This is a genomic window from Listeria grandensis FSL F6-0971 (assembly GCF_000525835.1).
Lineage (GTDB): Bacteria > Bacillota > Bacilli > Lactobacillales > Listeriaceae > Listeria_A > Listeria_A grandensis.
In genome coordinates this window covers 1-16446 of record NZ_AODD01000013.1, presented here as the reverse complement: position 1 = coordinate 16446, position 16446 = coordinate 1, and the positions used below count along the sequence as shown (strand labels likewise).

At 42.3% G+C, this 16446-nt stretch carries 15 protein-coding genes; 14 read left to right on the top strand and 1 reads right to left on the bottom strand.

All coding sequences use genetic code 11. From position 1 onward, the window contains the following. The first annotated feature begins 1 nt into the window (after position 1). From PGRAN_RS16300 to PGRAN_RS08680, 10 genes are read left to right on the top strand one after another with little or no spacing between them, the layout of a single operon-like run. Positions 2-547: a hypothetical protein gene (locus PGRAN_RS16300; protein ID WP_051998531.1), complete on the top strand. Its 546-nt coding sequence runs from the start codon at positions 2-4 to the stop codon at positions 545-547. Then, positions 462-1355, top strand: a complete 894-nt coding sequence (locus PGRAN_RS08715) for an O-antigen ligase family protein (protein ID WP_159101127.1) — start codon at positions 462-464, stop codon at positions 1353-1355. The genes PGRAN_RS16300 and PGRAN_RS08715 overlap by 86 nt, the downstream gene beginning before the upstream one ends. Next, positions 1277-2239 (top strand): hypothetical protein, encoded by a 963-nt coding sequence (locus tag PGRAN_RS08710; protein WP_193786259.1) that lies wholly within the window; start codon positions 1277-1279, stop codon positions 2237-2239. The genes PGRAN_RS08715 and PGRAN_RS08710 overlap by 79 nt, the downstream gene beginning before the upstream one ends. Further along, positions 2212-2973: a glycosyltransferase family 2 protein gene (locus PGRAN_RS08705; RefSeq protein WP_051998528.1), complete on the top strand. Its 762-nt coding sequence runs from the start codon at positions 2212-2214 to the stop codon at positions 2971-2973. The genes PGRAN_RS08710 and PGRAN_RS08705 overlap by 28 nt, the downstream gene beginning before the upstream one ends. 15 nt (positions 2974-2988) lie before the next feature. After that, positions 2989-3654: a sugar transferase gene (locus PGRAN_RS08700; protein ID WP_036066522.1), complete on the top strand. Its 666-nt coding sequence runs from the start codon at positions 2989-2991 to the stop codon at positions 3652-3654. Continuing rightward, positions 3654-4457 (top strand): glycosyltransferase family 4 protein, encoded by an 804-nt coding sequence (locus PGRAN_RS08695; protein ID WP_241433323.1) that lies wholly within the window; start codon positions 3654-3656, stop codon positions 4455-4457. Before PGRAN_RS08700 ends, PGRAN_RS08695 begins: the two co-directional genes overlap by 1 nt. Further along, a complete protein-coding gene (locus PGRAN_RS17295; protein ID WP_241433322.1) occupies positions 4429-4791 on the top strand; it encodes a glycosyltransferase family 4 protein in 363 nt (120 codons plus the stop codon). The genes PGRAN_RS08695 and PGRAN_RS17295 overlap by 29 nt, the downstream gene beginning before the upstream one ends. Next, positions 4788-6218 (top strand): oligosaccharide flippase family protein, encoded by a 1431-nt coding sequence (locus tag PGRAN_RS08690; RefSeq protein ID WP_051998527.1) that lies wholly within the window; start codon positions 4788-4790, stop codon positions 6216-6218. The genes PGRAN_RS17295 and PGRAN_RS08690 overlap by 4 nt, the downstream gene beginning before the upstream one ends. Beyond that, the gene (locus tag PGRAN_RS08685) at positions 6205-7146 is read left to right on the top strand and encodes an NAD-dependent epimerase/dehydratase family protein (protein ID WP_036066521.1); all 942 of its coding nucleotides are present in this window, start codon (positions 6205-6207) and stop codon (positions 7144-7146) included. The genes PGRAN_RS08690 and PGRAN_RS08685 overlap by 14 nt, the downstream gene beginning before the upstream one ends. Further along, on the top strand, positions 7143-8495 hold the full coding sequence (locus PGRAN_RS08680; RefSeq protein ID WP_036066520.1) for a nucleotide sugar dehydrogenase: 1353 nt from the start codon (positions 7143-7145) through the stop codon (positions 8493-8495). Before PGRAN_RS08685 ends, PGRAN_RS08680 begins: the two co-directional genes overlap by 4 nt. 125 nt (positions 8496-8620) lie before the next feature. On the opposite strand, the gene PGRAN_RS17780 is transcribed toward PGRAN_RS08680, so the two are convergent. Continuing rightward, entirely contained in the window at positions 8621-8848 is a 228-nt protein-coding gene (locus PGRAN_RS17780; RefSeq protein ID WP_420911973.1) for a WxL domain-containing protein, read from the bottom strand. Positions 8849-9485: 637 nt separating this feature from the next. Between PGRAN_RS17780 and PGRAN_RS16605 the strand changes: the two genes are divergently transcribed. The 4 genes from PGRAN_RS16605 to PGRAN_RS08650 all read left to right on the top strand — a co-directional run. Continuing rightward, on the top strand, positions 9486-9746 hold the full coding sequence (locus PGRAN_RS16605) for a hypothetical protein (protein ID WP_149024027.1): 261 nt from the start codon (positions 9486-9488) through the stop codon (positions 9744-9746). A 744-nt stretch (positions 9747-10490) separates the two neighbouring features. Next, entirely contained in the window at positions 10491-11177 is a 687-nt protein-coding gene (locus tag PGRAN_RS08660) for a Crp/Fnr family transcriptional regulator (protein WP_036066516.1), read from the top strand. Positions 11178-11304: 127 nt separating this feature from the next. Beyond that, positions 11305-11979, top strand: a complete 675-nt coding sequence (locus PGRAN_RS08655; protein ID WP_036066515.1) for a Crp/Fnr family transcriptional regulator — start codon at positions 11305-11307, stop codon at positions 11977-11979. 347 nt (positions 11980-12326) lie between these two features. After that, positions 12327-16446, top strand: a 4120-nt coding sequence (locus PGRAN_RS08650; RefSeq protein WP_051998526.1) for an Ig-like domain-containing protein, incomplete at its 3' end; no start/stop codon positions are given.

Below are 16446 nucleotides of genomic sequence, written 5' to 3'. Positions count from 1 at the left end.
GGTGATTTGTATCGCGTTATCCGTCACAATGACGGTGCTTCCGTACGGATTTATTGGTTTCGGATTTTTTGCGATGGCGGTGCTAGTGCTCGTGTTGCCACTGGAAAAATTGGCATACGGTGTTTGGATTGGGATTTTTATTTCGGCATTTTTTGGGGCGTATTTGGGGCTTCCGGGGAACGATAATATTTTCTTATTCCGAATCTTATTGGTATTGCATTTTATTTTATTCGTTTTTATGAAGCAAAAAGAGATGGGGCACATGCGTCCTACAAAATGGCTGTTTTTATTGTTGGGATTGTGGCTGGCGGGGTTTGCAGTGACATTGTTTTGGGCGCTTGCGATCGGTGCGGGATTGCGGTATGTGTATTATATTTTTGAACTGGGGTATTTGATTTTTTTGTCGGTGTATTATATGCGAACGAAGCGTATTTTTTTTTCAGTTTTCGCGGATTATCACGGTGATCTATGGATTGCAGTTGGTGATTGGAATGGTGGAAGTGTTGGTGGGTTGGCATTTGCCAGCGTCTGGGGCACTTGTGTATGACACGACGACGAGTGCGTTTCAGCCGACGGGAATGTTGTTTAATACGAATGATTATGCGATGTTCTTGGCGATTTTTTTACCGATTGTGTTTTGGCGGTTGACGTTTGTGCAGGGAGCGTGGCGGTTTGTTTGGATGCTGAGTGTGCTGAGTGTCGTGTTGTATCTTGTCGTGATGACGTATTCGCGGTTGGGGTTGATTGCGGTGTTACTCGTTGTGGCGGCTTTGGTTATTCAGTATACGAGACGGTTGGCATGGCTGATTGGCGCAGTGTTGACGTTTCTGATGGCGATTGTTTTGTTGGTGTTTCCGCAGGCCTTGGCGCGAATTATCGAGGTTATTGATGCTTCTTTTACGGAAAAAGGGGCGTCGACAACGGATCGGGTGGAACGGTATCAGTCGCTGTGGGAAATTGTGGTCAATTCGAGGTTTCGAGGAGTTGGTGCTGGGAATTCGCCGATTCAGTTGAATGAGTACCGTTTGGGGCATGAGGTGTTGCAGGATGCGATTTTAGCGCCGCATAATTTCTGGTTGGAGTTGCTCGCGGACGGTGGTTTTATGGGATTGATTGCGCTGGGTTTGTTTGCGAGCTTTTTCGGGGTTGCTGTGTGTGTTTGGTGGACTGGGCGACGTAGTGTGGATCGGCTTTTGCGGTTGGTACCGGTTTTGGTGTTGCTGGTGTTTATGTTTGCCTCTGTGGCGCTGAGTACAGTGATCGATAAGCGGTATTTGTGGTTGGCGGTCGGGATGGCGGTCAGCGTGATGAATTTCAGTATGCGGTCGGATTGGCGGGAAAGGGGTTCTGGATGATTTTTGTGATGGTGGTGTTGTGCGGTGTGGTGGGATGCGGACTGGGATATTTTTTCGGGTATCGCTCGAAAGGCTTGTTGCGGATTAGGCATCTGCTGGATGTGAAGACGGCATTTGCGGCGGACGGGGATGGACCGAAGCGGTTGATTGTCGGTGGTAGCGATGTGTTGTACAGCTTCGATACGGACCGGATTGGTGAGGAGACTGGGATTCGAACGGTGAATTTCGGGTTGAATGTGGGGCTTGGGATGGGATTTTTGTTGGATGTGGCGCGGGAGAATGTGAAACCAGGTGATGAGGTGGTGCTGTGCTTGGCGTATTCGCTTTATTTTAAGCCTAGTTATGATGTTTTTGCGTACGAGTATTATCGGATGTTTCGAAAGCGGGAGTTGCGACGGTTTTCGTGGCGGCGGCAGATGTATTATTTGCTAGGAAACTTTAAGTTGAATATGGCGTATCGACAAAAGCAGTTCGAATTGGCGGAGAGTGGTGCTTATGTGCGGGTTCGAGGTTCGGAGCTTGAGGCGTGCAAAAATAAGCCGTTGGTGTTTCCGACGCAGTTTACGAGGACGGCGGCGGTTCGAGATTTGGAACAGTTTTGTCAGTGGTGTGCGGATCAGGATGTGGTGGTGCGGGTGACATATACGAGTACGCTTCGTTTTGATGTGTATGATGAGAGCTCTTATTTGCGAGAGTTGCAGGCATATTTGACGGCGAATTATGAGGTGATTGGTGAACCTTGGGATTATTTGGTGCCGCATGAGCAGATTTTTAACTCCGTGTACCACGTGAATGAGGCTGGGCAACGAGCACGGACGGAGCTGTTTTTGCGGGAAGTAAGAGGAGGCGAAGTTGGGTGTCCAAGCGTTATGAGAATGAGCTAGTGAGCGTTATTATGCCGTGCTTTAATTCAGCGGACGTGATTGGGGCATCGATTGAAAGCGTGTTGACGCAGACGTATCAAAACTTTGAGTTGTTCATTATTGATGATTTTTCGACGGATCGGAGCTTGGAGGTTATTGCGCCGTATTTGCAGGATTCGCGGGTAATGCTGCTTGCGAAAAATGAGAATCATGGCGTGGCGCGGGCGCGAAATGATGGGTTGGCGCGGAGTTCAGGACGCTATATTGCGTTTTTGGATAGTGATGATTTGTGGGTGCCGGAGAAGCTAGCGACACAACTTGCGGATATGAGAAGAAACAAGGCGGTGCTGTCGTTTGCGGCGTATGAAACGTTTCATGAGAGGCCGTCAAATCGGCTGAAAACGGTGCGGGTTCCGCGGAGCATCAATTATACGCAGTTATTGCGAAACACGATTATCGGCTGCTTAACGGTTGTGGTGGATCGCAAACAGACGGGCGATTTTCAGATGCCGGATTTGGCTGGTGGAGAGGATACGGCGACGTGGCTGAATATTTTGTGGCAGCACGGAACGGCGTATGGCATCGATAAACCACTCGCTTATTACCGGGTTTCGGGGGCTTCGCTATCTGGGAATAAGCTACAAATGGTGCGCCGAACGTGGCGAATGTACCGAGAAACACAACGCTTATCGATTTTTTCGACGTGTATTTGCTTTAGTTTTTATATTAAAAATGCGATTTCCAAACGAATTTAACTGGGGGGACGGCAGATGGAAAAAACAGAAATATTTACGCTAAAAAGGAAGCGACAGAGAGTTATGGCGGTCTTCATAAAACGTTTGCTAGACATTATTTTGAGCGTGGTGGGGCTTGTGTTGGCCGCGCCGATTATGCTGATCGTTTCGATTTGCATCAAGTTGGAGGATAAGGGCCCGGCTGTTTTTATGCAAACGCGGACGGGGAAAGAGGGTGTGCCGTTTTCAATCTACAAATTTCGGTCGATGAAGGTGCGTCAGGAGGAGGTAGTGCGTGAGGAACACGTTTATGCGTGGGAGAACGGTGTGCCGGATGGTTTTGTTTTTAAGGATATGGCGGGGGAGAATCCGAATGTGACACGGGTGGGGGCGTTTATTCGTCGCACAAGTTTGGATGAGTTACCGCAGCTTTTTAATGTATTGTTAGGAAACATGAGTTTTATTGGGCCAAGGCCAGAAATTCCGGCGATTACGTCGTGTTATTCGGCTAAGCAGAAACAGAGACTGGGTATAAAGCCTGGCATTACGGGATGGGCGCAAGTGAATGGGCGCAGTTCAGTGACAAATGGTGAAAAAATGAAGATGGATTACTATTATATTGAAAATTATTCGCTTGGCTTGGATATCATCATCCTATTTCGGACGGTTCGAGTTGTTTTGACGTCTCGGGGAGCGATTTGATGAAGCATATTTTGATGGTAAGTCACGATTACTTACCAAACATTGGTGGGATTGCGGTGTATGTGCATGAGCTTGGGCGGGCCCTTGTGGCGCGCGGACACCGAGTGACGATTTTGACACAGTATCGTTCTTTTAGAAGAGATATTGTGCGGGAGAGGCGAGACGGGATGCTAGTGATTCGGATTCCGATTGTGCCGCTTAAAAAGTTGGATGATTGGCAGTATGTAAGGCGGATGCGGCGCATGATTACCGAGTTGGAGCGCACGGAGCAAATTGATGTGGTACATTGGCAGACGATGAACAAAGATGCGAAAGTGATGCGCGGCCTTAAGGTGCAAGCTTTGGAGGTATACACGAATCATTTGTCGTGGTTTCGGATGTTGTTTAATGATGGGGAATTCAGCAGGATTAAGCGTTTGATTAGGCGACCGGATGTGATTATTTCGCCGAGTCGGGAAGTGGAGGCGATGAGCGCGGAGCTTTATGGCGCACAGCATGTCGTTTATTTGCCAAATGGGGTGGATGCGGATGTGTTTAAGCCAGATGCAGCGGCGGATGCGAAGGTTCGCGCGAGATATGGGATTGCGACAAGCGAAACGGTAATTGTGTCAACGAACCGGATGGAGCCAGTGAAAGGTATGACCTATTTGATGGCAGCGATTCCGAGCATTTTGGCGACTTCGGACAACGTGACGTTCTTGGTTGCAGGCGACGGGAGCCAGTCGGGACAGTTTCAGCAAGAAATCGCCAAAATAGGATCGCAAGCAAAAAAAGGTGATTTTTACAGGAAGGCTGACGAATGAAGAAGTGCAGCAGGTCGTGAATGCGGCAGATATTTACGTGCAGCCGTCACTTATGGAAGGTTGTAGCATCGCGATTATTGAGGCCATGGCGTGTGGAAAGCCAGTTATCGCGGCAAATGTTGGCGGAAATCCAGATATTATCTCGAAGGAAACAGGCATTTTAATTGAAGCAAGGTCTAGTGAGGCATTGCGAGAAGCGCTAGATACGTGTTTGACGGAGCCTGAACGACGGCGTGATATGGGTGTGGCAGGGCGACGGCGCGTGGAAACAGAACTGAATTGGCGCCAGCTGGCAAAGGACGTGGAGCATGTTTATGGCATGCCGAAGCCATGAAGCAAAACTATATTTACGTGTTGCTGTACCAGTTTGTCATCGTTGTTTCACCGCTTTTCACAACGCCATACGTGTCCCGTGTACTCGGTGCTACGAATATCGGAATCGATGCCTATGTGAACTCGATCGTACAAATTTTTCTCGTGTTTATTTTGTTGAATGTAGGTGTTTATGGGCGAAAGCAGATTGCGGAAACAAAGACGCGAGCAGAGTTAAAACGAACATTTGGCGGCATCTACTTGATGCAATGCTTATGCGGGGTGCTTATCGGGATAACTTATCTTGTTTTTATGCTACACGTATCGAATTTTCAACCCGTATTTTGGATTTATTCGCTAACATTAATCGCCTATAGCCTTGATATTTCATGGTACTTTATCGGTCGGGAAAAAGTGAAACAGATCATGATGCGAAATACGATTGTGCGGGTTTTGAGCATTGCTTGTATTTTTCTTTTTGTGCGTGATAGCGGTGATTTATTGGTTTACGTTTTTATTAATGCAGCGTCGCTATTGATTGGCCAACTCGTGACGTGGAGCGCTTTTCTCATTGATTTAGGTTGGATTCATTTTTCTGTACACGCGATGAAGCGCCATGTGAAACCGATGTTGCTTCTATCGGTGATTCCTTGTGTTTCGCTCGTCTACACGTCGCTAAACAAAGTGATTTTGGGCAACGTAGCTGGGGAAACAGAGGTCGGTTATTTCAATCAGGCGTTCAAATTATACACGATTTGCATGGGATTTGTCAGCGCCTTGTCGACGGTAATTATGCCCCGAATGGCCGTCTATTACAAAAATGGCGAACAAGCAAAATTTCAAAAATTCATCGCGTTTTCCTTCCGTTATGTTGGGGTTACAACGATTCCGCTCAGTTTCGGATTGATTGCTATTTCGGCGAGTTTTGTCCCCTTTTTCTTAGGAGAAGCCTTTACGCCTGCGACGGCAAGCTTGATTTTGATTGCGCCATGTCTATTTTTAGCGGGTGTCGCGGATATTTTAGGCTTGCAAATCTTATTGATCACGAATCAGGCGAGACGGTACACGATGTCGATTGTGATTAGCTGTGCGGTGAGTTTTGCGACTAATTTATGGCTTGTTACAACTTGGAAAAGTGCGGGGACAGCGTTTAGCTTCTTGATTGCTAATGTGGTGATTGTACTCCTGCAACTTTATCTTGCAAGACATCATTATTCGTTTGGCTATTTCTTGAAAATAATGTCGAAGTATGTGAGTTTCGGCGTGCTGATGTTGTTTGGCGTTCTGTACGCAAAATCGCTTTACACAGGGGATAGCAACATGACGAGTTTACTGATTCAGATTGGTGCAGGCATCTTTATTTACGGATTTAGCTTATTTTTGACGAAGGATCCATTATTATTTTCATTATTAAATCGGAAAAAAGGAGGCAATTATGCTAGAAAATAAGATTTTGATTACAGGTGGGTGTGGTTTTATCGGTGCCAAGGTAGTGAAGCTGTTGGTGGGATCGGACTACGAAATTTTTGTCATCGATGATTTGAGCACGGGCACGCGCGAGGCGATCCCTACGAATCGTGTAGCGTTAAAAATATGTGATATTCGGAGCGAAGAAGCGACGCGTTATATTGCGAAAATCGAGCCCAATTATGTGATTCATTTAGCCGCGCAAATCGATGTACAAATGTCGCTGGAACAACAGTTATTGGATGCAGATATTAATGTGATGGGGACGCTCAATGTGATGCAAGCATGCCAGAGTTTGCCGGATTTTAAACGCTTTGTTTTTGCTTCGTCGGCGGCAGTTTATGGCGATAATAGGGATTTACCACTCGTGGAAGCGTCTCTCACCGTTCCGACTTCACCGTATGGCATGAGTAAACTTGTGGGCGAGCAGTACTTGGCGCTGAATGAAGAAACACATGATTTCCCTTACTGCGCGCTACGTTTTGCTAATGTATATGGTGATAAAAGCGGGTTTGGAAAGGATGTCATTTCTAACTTTTGGCGTCAACTTTCGGGCGGAGTAGCACCAACAGTTTACGGTGACGGCGAGCAGACACGTGATTTTATTTACGTCGATGATATTGCACAGGCCCTCATTCATGCTCTGAAAGTGTCACAAAATGGCACGTACAACATTTCTACAGACGAACAGACATCGATTCAAGACGTGTTGCGCATTATGAACACGATTCTCTCCACTACGATTTCCCCACAACAGTTGCCAGCAAGGATTGGCGATATTAAAGACAGCCGTTTATCCAATCAAAAATTCATGATGACAACGAGCTGGCGACCAAGATATACCTTGCAAGCCGGACTAGAAAAATGCCTCAAAGCCAATAAAAGAAAAGAGCAGGTGCTAAGCAAATGAACAAAATCGAACAATATATCGCAAAAATGGATCAAAAGACAGCCGTTATTGCCGTGATGGGGCTTGGTTACGTCGGCTTGCCACTCGCTGTTTCTTTTGCCGAAGCTGGCTTGGAAGTCATCGGTTTTGAGCTGAGTGCTCGCAAAGTAGCGCTGGTGAACGCGGGTCAGTCGGATATTATGGATATTTCATCGGTGCGTTTAGAGAAAGTTGTTACAACAGGAAAGCTTCATGCAACAACAAATGTCCAAGATTTACACGCCGCCGATGCAATCATTATTTGCGTCCCAACGCCACTCACCAAATCGTATGAGCCGGATATTTCGTACATCACGAACGCGGTGACAATGATTCAAGACAATATGAGCCCGAACACATTGATCGTTCTAGAAAGCACGACATACCCTGGGACTTCACGCGAATTATTACTGGCACCACTGGAAGCAGCTGGTTGGCGCTTAGACGACGATTTTTATATCTGTTATTCCCCAGAGCGTGTCGATCCAGGCAACAAAACCTACCAAACCGAAAACACACCAAAAGTGGTGGGTGGAATCGGTAAGGCATCAACAAAAGCAGGTATCGCACTATACCAAAAAGTGATCCATGAAGTCGTTCCGGTAGCATCGACAGAAGTAGCCGAAATGAGTAAACTACTCGAAAATACATTCCGCAGTATTAACATCGCATTCATCAACGAAATGGCTTTACTGTGCGAAAAAATGGGAATTGATATTTGGGAAACAATCGATGCATCTAGCACAAAACCATTCGGATTCATGCGATTCACACCAGGCCCAGGTATCGGCGGTCATTGTATTCCGCTTGACCCGATTTACCTATCGTGGAAAGCGAAAGAAGCCAATTTCTTCAGTCGTTTTATCGAGCTCGCGCAGGAAACGAACAAACAAATGCCAGATTATATCGTTCAAAAAGCAGGTGCCACACTGAACACGGTGCAGAAATCACTGAATGGCTCCAACATCTTGCTTATCGGAATGGCTTACAAAGAAGACATTGACGATTTGCGAGAATCTCCAAGCATTCCGATTTTTGAAAATCTACAAGAACAAGGCGCGAACGTCTCATTTTGTGATCCATTGGCGTCCACATTCCGCGCAAAAGATGGCACAATTCATAAATCCGTCGCGGTCGACTACGAAAAAATGGCTGACTATGATCTTGTCATGTTATTGGCATGCCATCAAGTGTTAAGCAAAGAAAAAATAGCAAAACATAGCCGTTTAATTTTAGACACTAAAAATGTATTAGCAAATCAATACTCCGAAAAAACTGCTCGTTTCGGAGACGCTAGGCAACAACAAAAATCGGTTTTCAGTCATTCTTGAGTCACAAAAAAAGTAACTATTCTCGCATAATACGCTGAGTTTAGTTACTTTTTTTGCTAGGAATGAGAGTATCAAGCATTTTAGAGATCATATATCGAAAGCTTTACACGATTAAGGAGTATCAGTCAAAGTCCATGTGAGTTCTGAACTGTAAGTCTCTCTAGCGATTTTTTAGATTCTGCAGGGACATGCAGTTTGATGTTTTTATTAGTGTCAAGATTGTCTGTCCCGGTCGAGGTTCCAAAAGAAGTAGTCCAAGTACCCATACCTGCTCTATTGTCGGCGGAAAGAACGGTTTGCGGAGCGTCACTTAGATTAATAGAATCAGCTTTGTTGTGGCTCTTATGAAGCATCATTTGCTGATTTAGAACCTCAATATGCATGAGAACAAAGTGACATGTAATCCATGTACTGTATCATGTTTAGAGCCTCCGGATCCAGCTTCACGGGCTAGCTCCTCGAAAACTTCACAAGTAGGAACGGCTTTTCACTGCGCCCCCCCTAGCAAATTTTGTCGAGGCTAACGGGCAGTTTCAGCTTTTCAATCAGTCTGGTGTATCTGTCATTGACCATGTTAAAGTAGTCCCGTATTTGCTGTCTGTTTCTTTATTTCACCTAGAACTTTCAGTGTTACGCTGGCATTTTCGGATTTTGCGTTTGTGCCTAATGTTTTACCAAAGGCATTCGTCCAAACTCCAATGCCTGTGTTCTCTGGTGCGTTAACGATATCTTGTGTCACCCATTACTTGAGTTTGTAAAATGTGATTATGGGTAAGTTGTAAGAGAAGATACATAAAAAAATAGATAGAGGTGAGAATTATGTACTCCGAATCTTTTTTTCCAAATATTAAAGAGAAAATAGATGCGATGCAACTTTTGAGGTCAGATCCAGATTTCCATGAAAGTTGCTATGAAAAGCGAATAAAAAAAGGAGAGGTACTAACGCGAAAAATAATTAATAACAATCTTTTCTTTATAGAAGCAGGCGTAATGAAATTTAGTTATGCGAAAGATCAAGCGTTCATTTTTCAACATTTTTTAGAACCAACGGAATTTCTGAGGCTTACAGAATACGAGGCAGAACTACCAATGGAATATCGTTACGAGGCTATTACAGATATCGTTGGCTGGGTAATTGATTTTCCGTTCTTTGAGCGAGTCTTAGCTAAGGAAGATCCTCACAATTTTATTTTAATGCAACATTTCTTAAGAACACGTAAAAAAATTTTTCCAAGCTTCTATTCGAGCTAACTTGGATGCTACGGAACGGGTATATTTCTGCATATACAGATTAATGTACGATGGTTTCCATGCTAAACCTAATAGTATTGAGTTACCGATGTTCGTTAATTACGTACTACTAGCTGATATGGCCAACGTCTCAAAAAGTTTGGTAACCCTCGTTTGTAAATCTTTGAGAGAAGATGGGATACTAGTTTCTAGTAAGAGGCCTTGGACTATTATAGATGTAAAAAGATTTATGGAGTTGATGGCACAAGAAAAAATTCCAATAGATGCTGAGGATTAAGGAAGAAAACGAAAGTAATAATTTTTAACTGAATAATATAGAAGTAAAGATGAATATACTAATAAAATGCACATCTGGACTGTAGGAACAGTTTAGATGTGCATTTTTGCGTGTATCAAGGCATACAATCAAGTATAGCAATGGGGAAAAAGAGAAATAAAGGAGATCGGAAACACTATATTGAGTTCTTATAAAATGATAAAAATGTATATTATGTATCTTTAGAAGAACATTATATCGAGATACCAATAAATTTTTATTGTCACCAATTGTTCATAATCGGCAGGAACAGCATAACAAAAGTAATACATTTAACGCCAAAATAATACGAAGGATCTCGTAAATGCAAAAAAATCTCTCATTTGTAAGTTGGAATACCAAAGGCACGGAAATGCAAATGGGGGTATACTGTGTGAGTAAACAAATTCAGACAACAAAAACGAAAGAAAAAAAGGAGTGTATCCGTGATGAACAGTTCCATTACTTTAAATGAAGCGCTACAACAACAGAAACGTATCAATAGCCTACTCAAACAATATTTAGTAGCAGGCGGCGCATATAGCATTCCTAGTGAAATATGTTTCATGGAAGCTGATCAAGTCATCATAGCAGAAGATACACTTTTAACAGATATATACATGATAGCATCCGGTGTTGCTGTAGTGATGCAAGATGGTATTATTATTCAATTCTTGGGGCGGAACGAATGCCTAGGAGTAGAAAATATTTTGGTTGGTGGTGAAACAAGAACACGTATTGTGGCGCTGACCAAAATGAAGTTATACAAAATGACATTACAAGATGTGCATATAAAATTACACAAAAGAGCACAAGGATGGCGTTTAGCAGCAGCGGTCATGGCTGGCCGCACAGAGTTATTGACACATCATCTTATTAGATCAGGCGTAGCAAGAGATAGAGTATTGGATGTGTTACTCCAACTTAGCTTTTTGTACGGTGAAGAAAAAGATCATTGTATCTATACAGAAAAATATTTTTCTAAAAAAATGATAGCTAACTATTTGAATGTAAGCTATGTTACGGTTGTCAAGGCTTTTAAGTTGCTAGTGGCAGAAGGTATTATCCATGATGAGCCACACGGCATGATCGTGTATCTTAATCAACTTTCCCCTAAAATAGGCGCCTGCAGCTAAAAAAACAGGTGTTCACAAAATAGATGAAATAAAGTAACTTTTATGACGTATACTTTCCATCTCATCCCTAAAAAACATGGTAATATTAAATATATCGAAAGGCAATACAGAAAGGAGCTGCCCAAACATGAGTTATATGGCATTATTTGATAAGGACGTCATGGATCAACAGTTTGGTAGTACGCAGTTGTTAAAATTATTATCAGATACAAGCTCTTATCCCATCAATATAGAAGAGAGAATATTTAACAAGAAAGAAAAATTAAGTTCAGAAAACCTTATACATGATTACATTTATTTTATCCAATCCGGTGTTTGTGTAGCGTGGCAAAATGAACACGTCACTTACTTTATTGGTCCACACGATATCATTGGTATGAACGATATATTTGGAAATGAAAAATCGGCTATCAGCGCAGTCGCGTTAACAGATGTAAAGACTTGGCGCTTCTCAAAACAACAAGTAATGAGTAAGCTGATGTATTCTCAAGAAGGTGCCTTTTACCTTTATCATTCTATGAAAGAAACAAATGCAAAGCTGCTACAGAAACAAATGTGGCAAATGGAAGATACAAAAGAACGACTTATATCCACACTCACTTATTTAGGAAGACTTTATGGAGAAGAAGATGGCGATCAAATTAAAATACCGAAATATTTTACAAAAGCAATAATTTCGAATTATCTAGGTATGTCTCGACAGCATATGACAACCTTATATCGAAATCTCGCAAATGATGGTATTTTCACTGTCGATCCAAATCAATACATTTTAAATAAGGAAGAGATCGTGCACGTATAAAAAAACATTATTTCATCATCAAGTAAAACGTATATTCAGGTCAGAGCAGAAGTTCAATTTCAAAAGCAAACATGATTTTTTGAAACATAGGCTTATTATTTGTCAGATAAATTAATTCGAAATGTTTCAAGAAAGCGATTATTTAAATAATTTTTCATGAAGAAAGGATGTGCCTTATGGAAAAATTAAGAAATATGATTGATTCAAGTTAAAACTTTTGAATTCAGTCCAAAAAATAGTTGCGCAACTATAATAATAATTTAAATTCAGAGGAGGACATTTATTAATGTCAACGAAAAAAAAATATCGTCAGAAAAAGTGGAACAATCGCCTTAGCAACTGTATTGGTGGGAAGTTCTTTATTAAGCACATTACCTGTTAATGTATTCGCAAGTGAAGCTGCACTTAAAAGCGCGGCACTTAAAAGCACAGCACTAACAGCAGCACCAGCCAATGCAACAGAGGTATCGTCATACGCTCAGTTCAAAGCAGCATTATTGGATAAAAACGTAACAAACATTAAGTTAATGGCGGATTTCAAGGTAACAGAAAGCTTTAACTTCACAACACAAAAAAATCTATATGGTAACGGGCACACTATTGATATGAACTTCGCCAAAATAGGAATTGCCAAAGCAGATTCAGTCAACCGTGTGGAAGATTTAACAATGACGAATCAAAATATCTATCCATTATTCTGGTCAGAATATCAAGGCGTACAAGTTACGTATAAAGATGTAACTTCTAGCGGTCAACAATTTGTATATAACGCTAATGGTACAACAATCTTAGAAGGCAAAATTACAGCAGATGCAGCATTAGAAGAAGTTTTTCAAGGAACAACTCTCAATATTAAAGATGGCGCAAACGTAAACTTCACATCTTCATCTAACTGTCCTGCCATTCGTTTATACGGAAGTATGAATCAAGAAGCGAACTCTAATTTGAAAGTAAATTCGAAAGATATTTCTATTTACGGTCATAACAACAACACACAAATCACTTTAGCAGGAAATATGGACTTAACTTCTACAAATAGACAAGCAATCTACACAGCAGGTTCAGGCGGTAACATGATTGTCAAAACTGGAGCTAAATTAAAAGCTGTTGCAGGCGATTTAGTTGAAGAAGGTATTTCTATTACAAGTGGTAACTTGACGGTTCAAACTGGCGCAGATTTTGTTGCGACTTCACCAGGTCAACAAGGAACAGTTCAAACGGGTAGTAAATTAGTATTTGAGAACGGTTCGAACTTTGCTATTACAAATACGAACTCTGTTGGTTCTGTTTTTGCCAACTATGCAGGAAATTCAACAAACATCAATATTAATTCTGATAAAGGACTATCAACGTGGGATTCTGGTCTAATCAACAGTGAGATTCCAACACGTAACTACAACAACTTTACAACAGCAACTTTTGATTTATCTGGATGGGCGAAAGGCAACTTGAGTCAAAGAAATCTAACTTCAAACAGTGCTCAATTCCAATCACAATTTGTAAGTAAAACAACAGCTAAACTTTTTGGTGGTAGCTATGCATTAACGAATATTGCACCAACAACAATTGAGGAACTTACGACAGATTCAACAATCGCAACTGGTGTAGCAGAGCCAAACGCAGCAATCGTTATTAAAAATGCTGCAGGAGTAACTTTAGGATCAGGAACAGTAGGAGCAAATGGTTACTACAGCATTGAGATATCGAAACAAAATGCGGGTACAGTAGTAACAGCAACAGCAACTTCTAACGGTATTTCTTCTTCTGCGGAAACAACAGTAAAACAAGCAGCAATTGCACCAACTACAATCGCAGCTTTAACAACAGATTCAAAAACAGCAACAGGTACAGCGGAACCAGATGCGACGATTGAACTTATGGCCAATGGTGAAGTTATTGCTTCTGGAACAGTAGGGGCAAACGGAAAATACAGCCTTACCATTCCACAACAAGATGTGGGCACACGAGTAACAGCAACGGCAACAAAAGGATCCGCAACTTCTTCAGCAACAACAACCGTTACAAAAGGTGAGCTTGCACAAACAACAATTTCAGCTTTAACAACAAAATCAACAACAGCAACAGGTACAGCAGAAGCAAATGCAGCAATTGTACTCAAAAAAGCTGATGGAACTTTACTAGCAGAAGGAAAAGTAGGATCAGAAGGTGAGTATAGTCTTACGATTCCTAAGCAACCAAAAGGAACAGTTGTTATAGCAACAGCAACATTAAGTGGCAAAACATCTACTGCACAAACAACAGTCGTTCGTGGTGACATTGCGGATACAGTTATTAATAATCCTATTACATCAGAGTCAACAACTTTGTCAGGAACAGCAGAGCCTAACTCAGCAATCGTTTTGAAGGATCAAGATGGTAAGGAGCTTGCAAAAGGAGCAGTAGGATCAGACGGTAAATACAGTCTTACCATTGATAAGCAACTAGCAGGAACAGTTATTACGGCAACAGCTACTTTAGATGGATTTTCTGCTACAGCATCAACTATTGTAATACGTGGTAGTATCGATCAAACAACAATTGAGAATCCAGTTACAACAGAGGCAACAACTATATCAGGAACAGCAGAAAGAAATGCCGATATTGTGATCAAAAAAGCTGATGGAACGGAGATAGCATCTGGAGCAGTGAGATCAGACGGTAAATATGTTCTTACGATCCCTAAACAACCAGCAGGAACAGTTCTTACAGCAACAGCAACATTAGATGGCAAAACATCAAGTGCAAACACAACTGTAGTACGTGGTAGTATTGATCAAACAACAATTAACACCGTTACAACAGAGTCAACAACGGCAGCAGGAACAGCAGAGCCTAACTCAGATATCGTTTTGAAAGATCAAGATGGTAAGGAACTTGCAAAAGGTCGTGTTGGATCAGAAGGTCTATATAGTTTGACTATTACCAAACAACCAGCAGGAACAGTTATTACAGCAACAGCAACACTAAGTGGTAAAACATCAAGTGCAAACACAACAGTCGTACGTGGCGGCATTGCACCAACAACGATTAATTCACTAACAGCTGATTCAACAGTAGTAACAGGAACAACAGAACCAAACGCTTCAGTTGAGATTAAAAACGCTGCTGGGACGACGCTTGCAACAGGAACAGCAGGCGGAGAAGGTAACTACAGCTTGACCATTACTAAGCAAGCAGCAGGAACAGTTGTGACAGCAAAAGGAACATTAAATGGTAAATCAACAAGTGGAAATACAACTGTAACAGCAGGTAAAGAACTCGCGAAAACAACGATTAATCCTTTAACCAATGATTCTACCGTTGTTTCAGGTACAGGTGAGCCAAACGCTTCTATCGAGATCAAAAATGCTGCTGGAACTGTAATCGCAACTGGATCAACAGGAGGCGATGGCAATTACAGCTTGACGATTCCAAAACAAACAACAGGTGCCGTTGTGACAGCGAATGTAACGAAAGATGGTAAATCATCGAGCGCTTCTACAACCGTAACCAAACAAACAGCAGGTACTGTCGTTGTCAACGCAGCTTATTATGTAGGCTATGATACCAACGTCAAAGCAACCGTTTCTGGCGACGCAACAAAAGTATACCTTCTTGTAGGCGATACGAAATATACAACCGTTCCCGTAAGTGGAAGCTTCCAATATTATGCGAAAGACAAGATTACAAGCACGACACAAAACGCGTATATTGTAGCGACAGACGCATCTGGTAGAGAACTATCACGCGCGAAAGTAACATTAAAAGACGGCAACCTATTAAAAGGTGCGGTGACAGCGAACGGATTCACGATCAGTGATTCTAGTTATGTGTCAGGTTCCTTCACGGGCTCTGTCAGCAAAGTAGCCATTTCTGTCAACGGAACGGTGTACCCTGCCGTGGCTGTAGGCGCAAATAACAAATTCCAATACTACGCGAAAGACAAGATTAAAAATACAACGGATGTCGTGAAAGTCATTGGTTACAATTCCGAAGGCACATCTATTGCGACAACAACCGTTACTGTGGCTGGTCCAGAAAGCTTAACTGGTACGATTACACCAAACCCAAGTAATTTTGTCATTTCAACAGACACATATGTGAAAGGTACCTTTACTGGTAACGTGAAATATGTATCGCTCGTTGTTAACAGTGTAGAATCAGCGAAAGTGAACGTGGTAGACGCAACAAACTGGCAGTACTATGCGAAAGGTAAAATTACGAACCCTACGGATATTGTTTCTGTGAAAGGTTACAATGCCGCTGGAACGCTTGTAGACACGAAAACAATCACTGTCACACAAAACCCTGCAGGAACAAGCACGATTACACCAGCTGCATTTAAACTAAAAACAGACACGACTGTCAAAGGTACTTTCACTGGTAGTGTGAAAACTGTAGCCCTGAAAGTTGGAGATACTGTTTATAGTAAAGTAAACGTGGTAGATGCGACAAACTGGCAGTATTATGCAAAAGATAAGATTAAGA

Excerpts from the sequence above, each read along its gene's own strand:
- PGRAN_RS08695 (WP_241433323.1), top strand. The coding sequence starts at position 3,654 with ATGAAGCATATTTTGATGGTAAGTCACGATTACTTACCAAACATTGGT.
- PGRAN_RS08690 (WP_051998527.1), top strand. The coding sequence starts at position 4,788 with ATGAAGCAAAACTATATTTACGTGTTGCTGTACCAGTTTGTCATCGTT.
- PGRAN_RS08660 (WP_036066516.1), top strand. The coding sequence starts at position 10,491 with ATGAACAGTTCCATTACTTTAAATGAAGCGCTACAACAACAGAAACGT.
- PGRAN_RS08685 (WP_036066521.1), top strand. The coding sequence starts at position 6,205 with ATGCTAGAAAATAAGATTTTGATTACAGGTGGGTGTGGTTTTATCGGT.
- PGRAN_RS16605 (WP_149024027.1), top strand. The coding sequence starts at position 9,486 with ATGAAATTTAGTTATGCGAAAGATCAAGCGTTCATTTTTCAACATTTT.
- PGRAN_RS08700 (WP_036066522.1), top strand. The coding sequence starts at position 2,989 with ATGGAAAAAACAGAAATATTTACGCTAAAAAGGAAGCGACAGAGAGTT.
- PGRAN_RS08680 (WP_036066520.1), top strand. The coding sequence starts at position 7,143 with ATGAACAAAATCGAACAATATATCGCAAAAATGGATCAAAAGACAGCC.
- PGRAN_RS17780 (WP_420911973.1), bottom strand. The coding sequence starts at position 8,848 with ATGCTTCATAAGAGCCACAACAAAGCTGATTCTATTAATCTAAGTGAC.
- PGRAN_RS08655 (WP_036066515.1), top strand. The coding sequence starts at position 11,305 with ATGAGTTATATGGCATTATTTGATAAGGACGTCATGGATCAACAGTTT.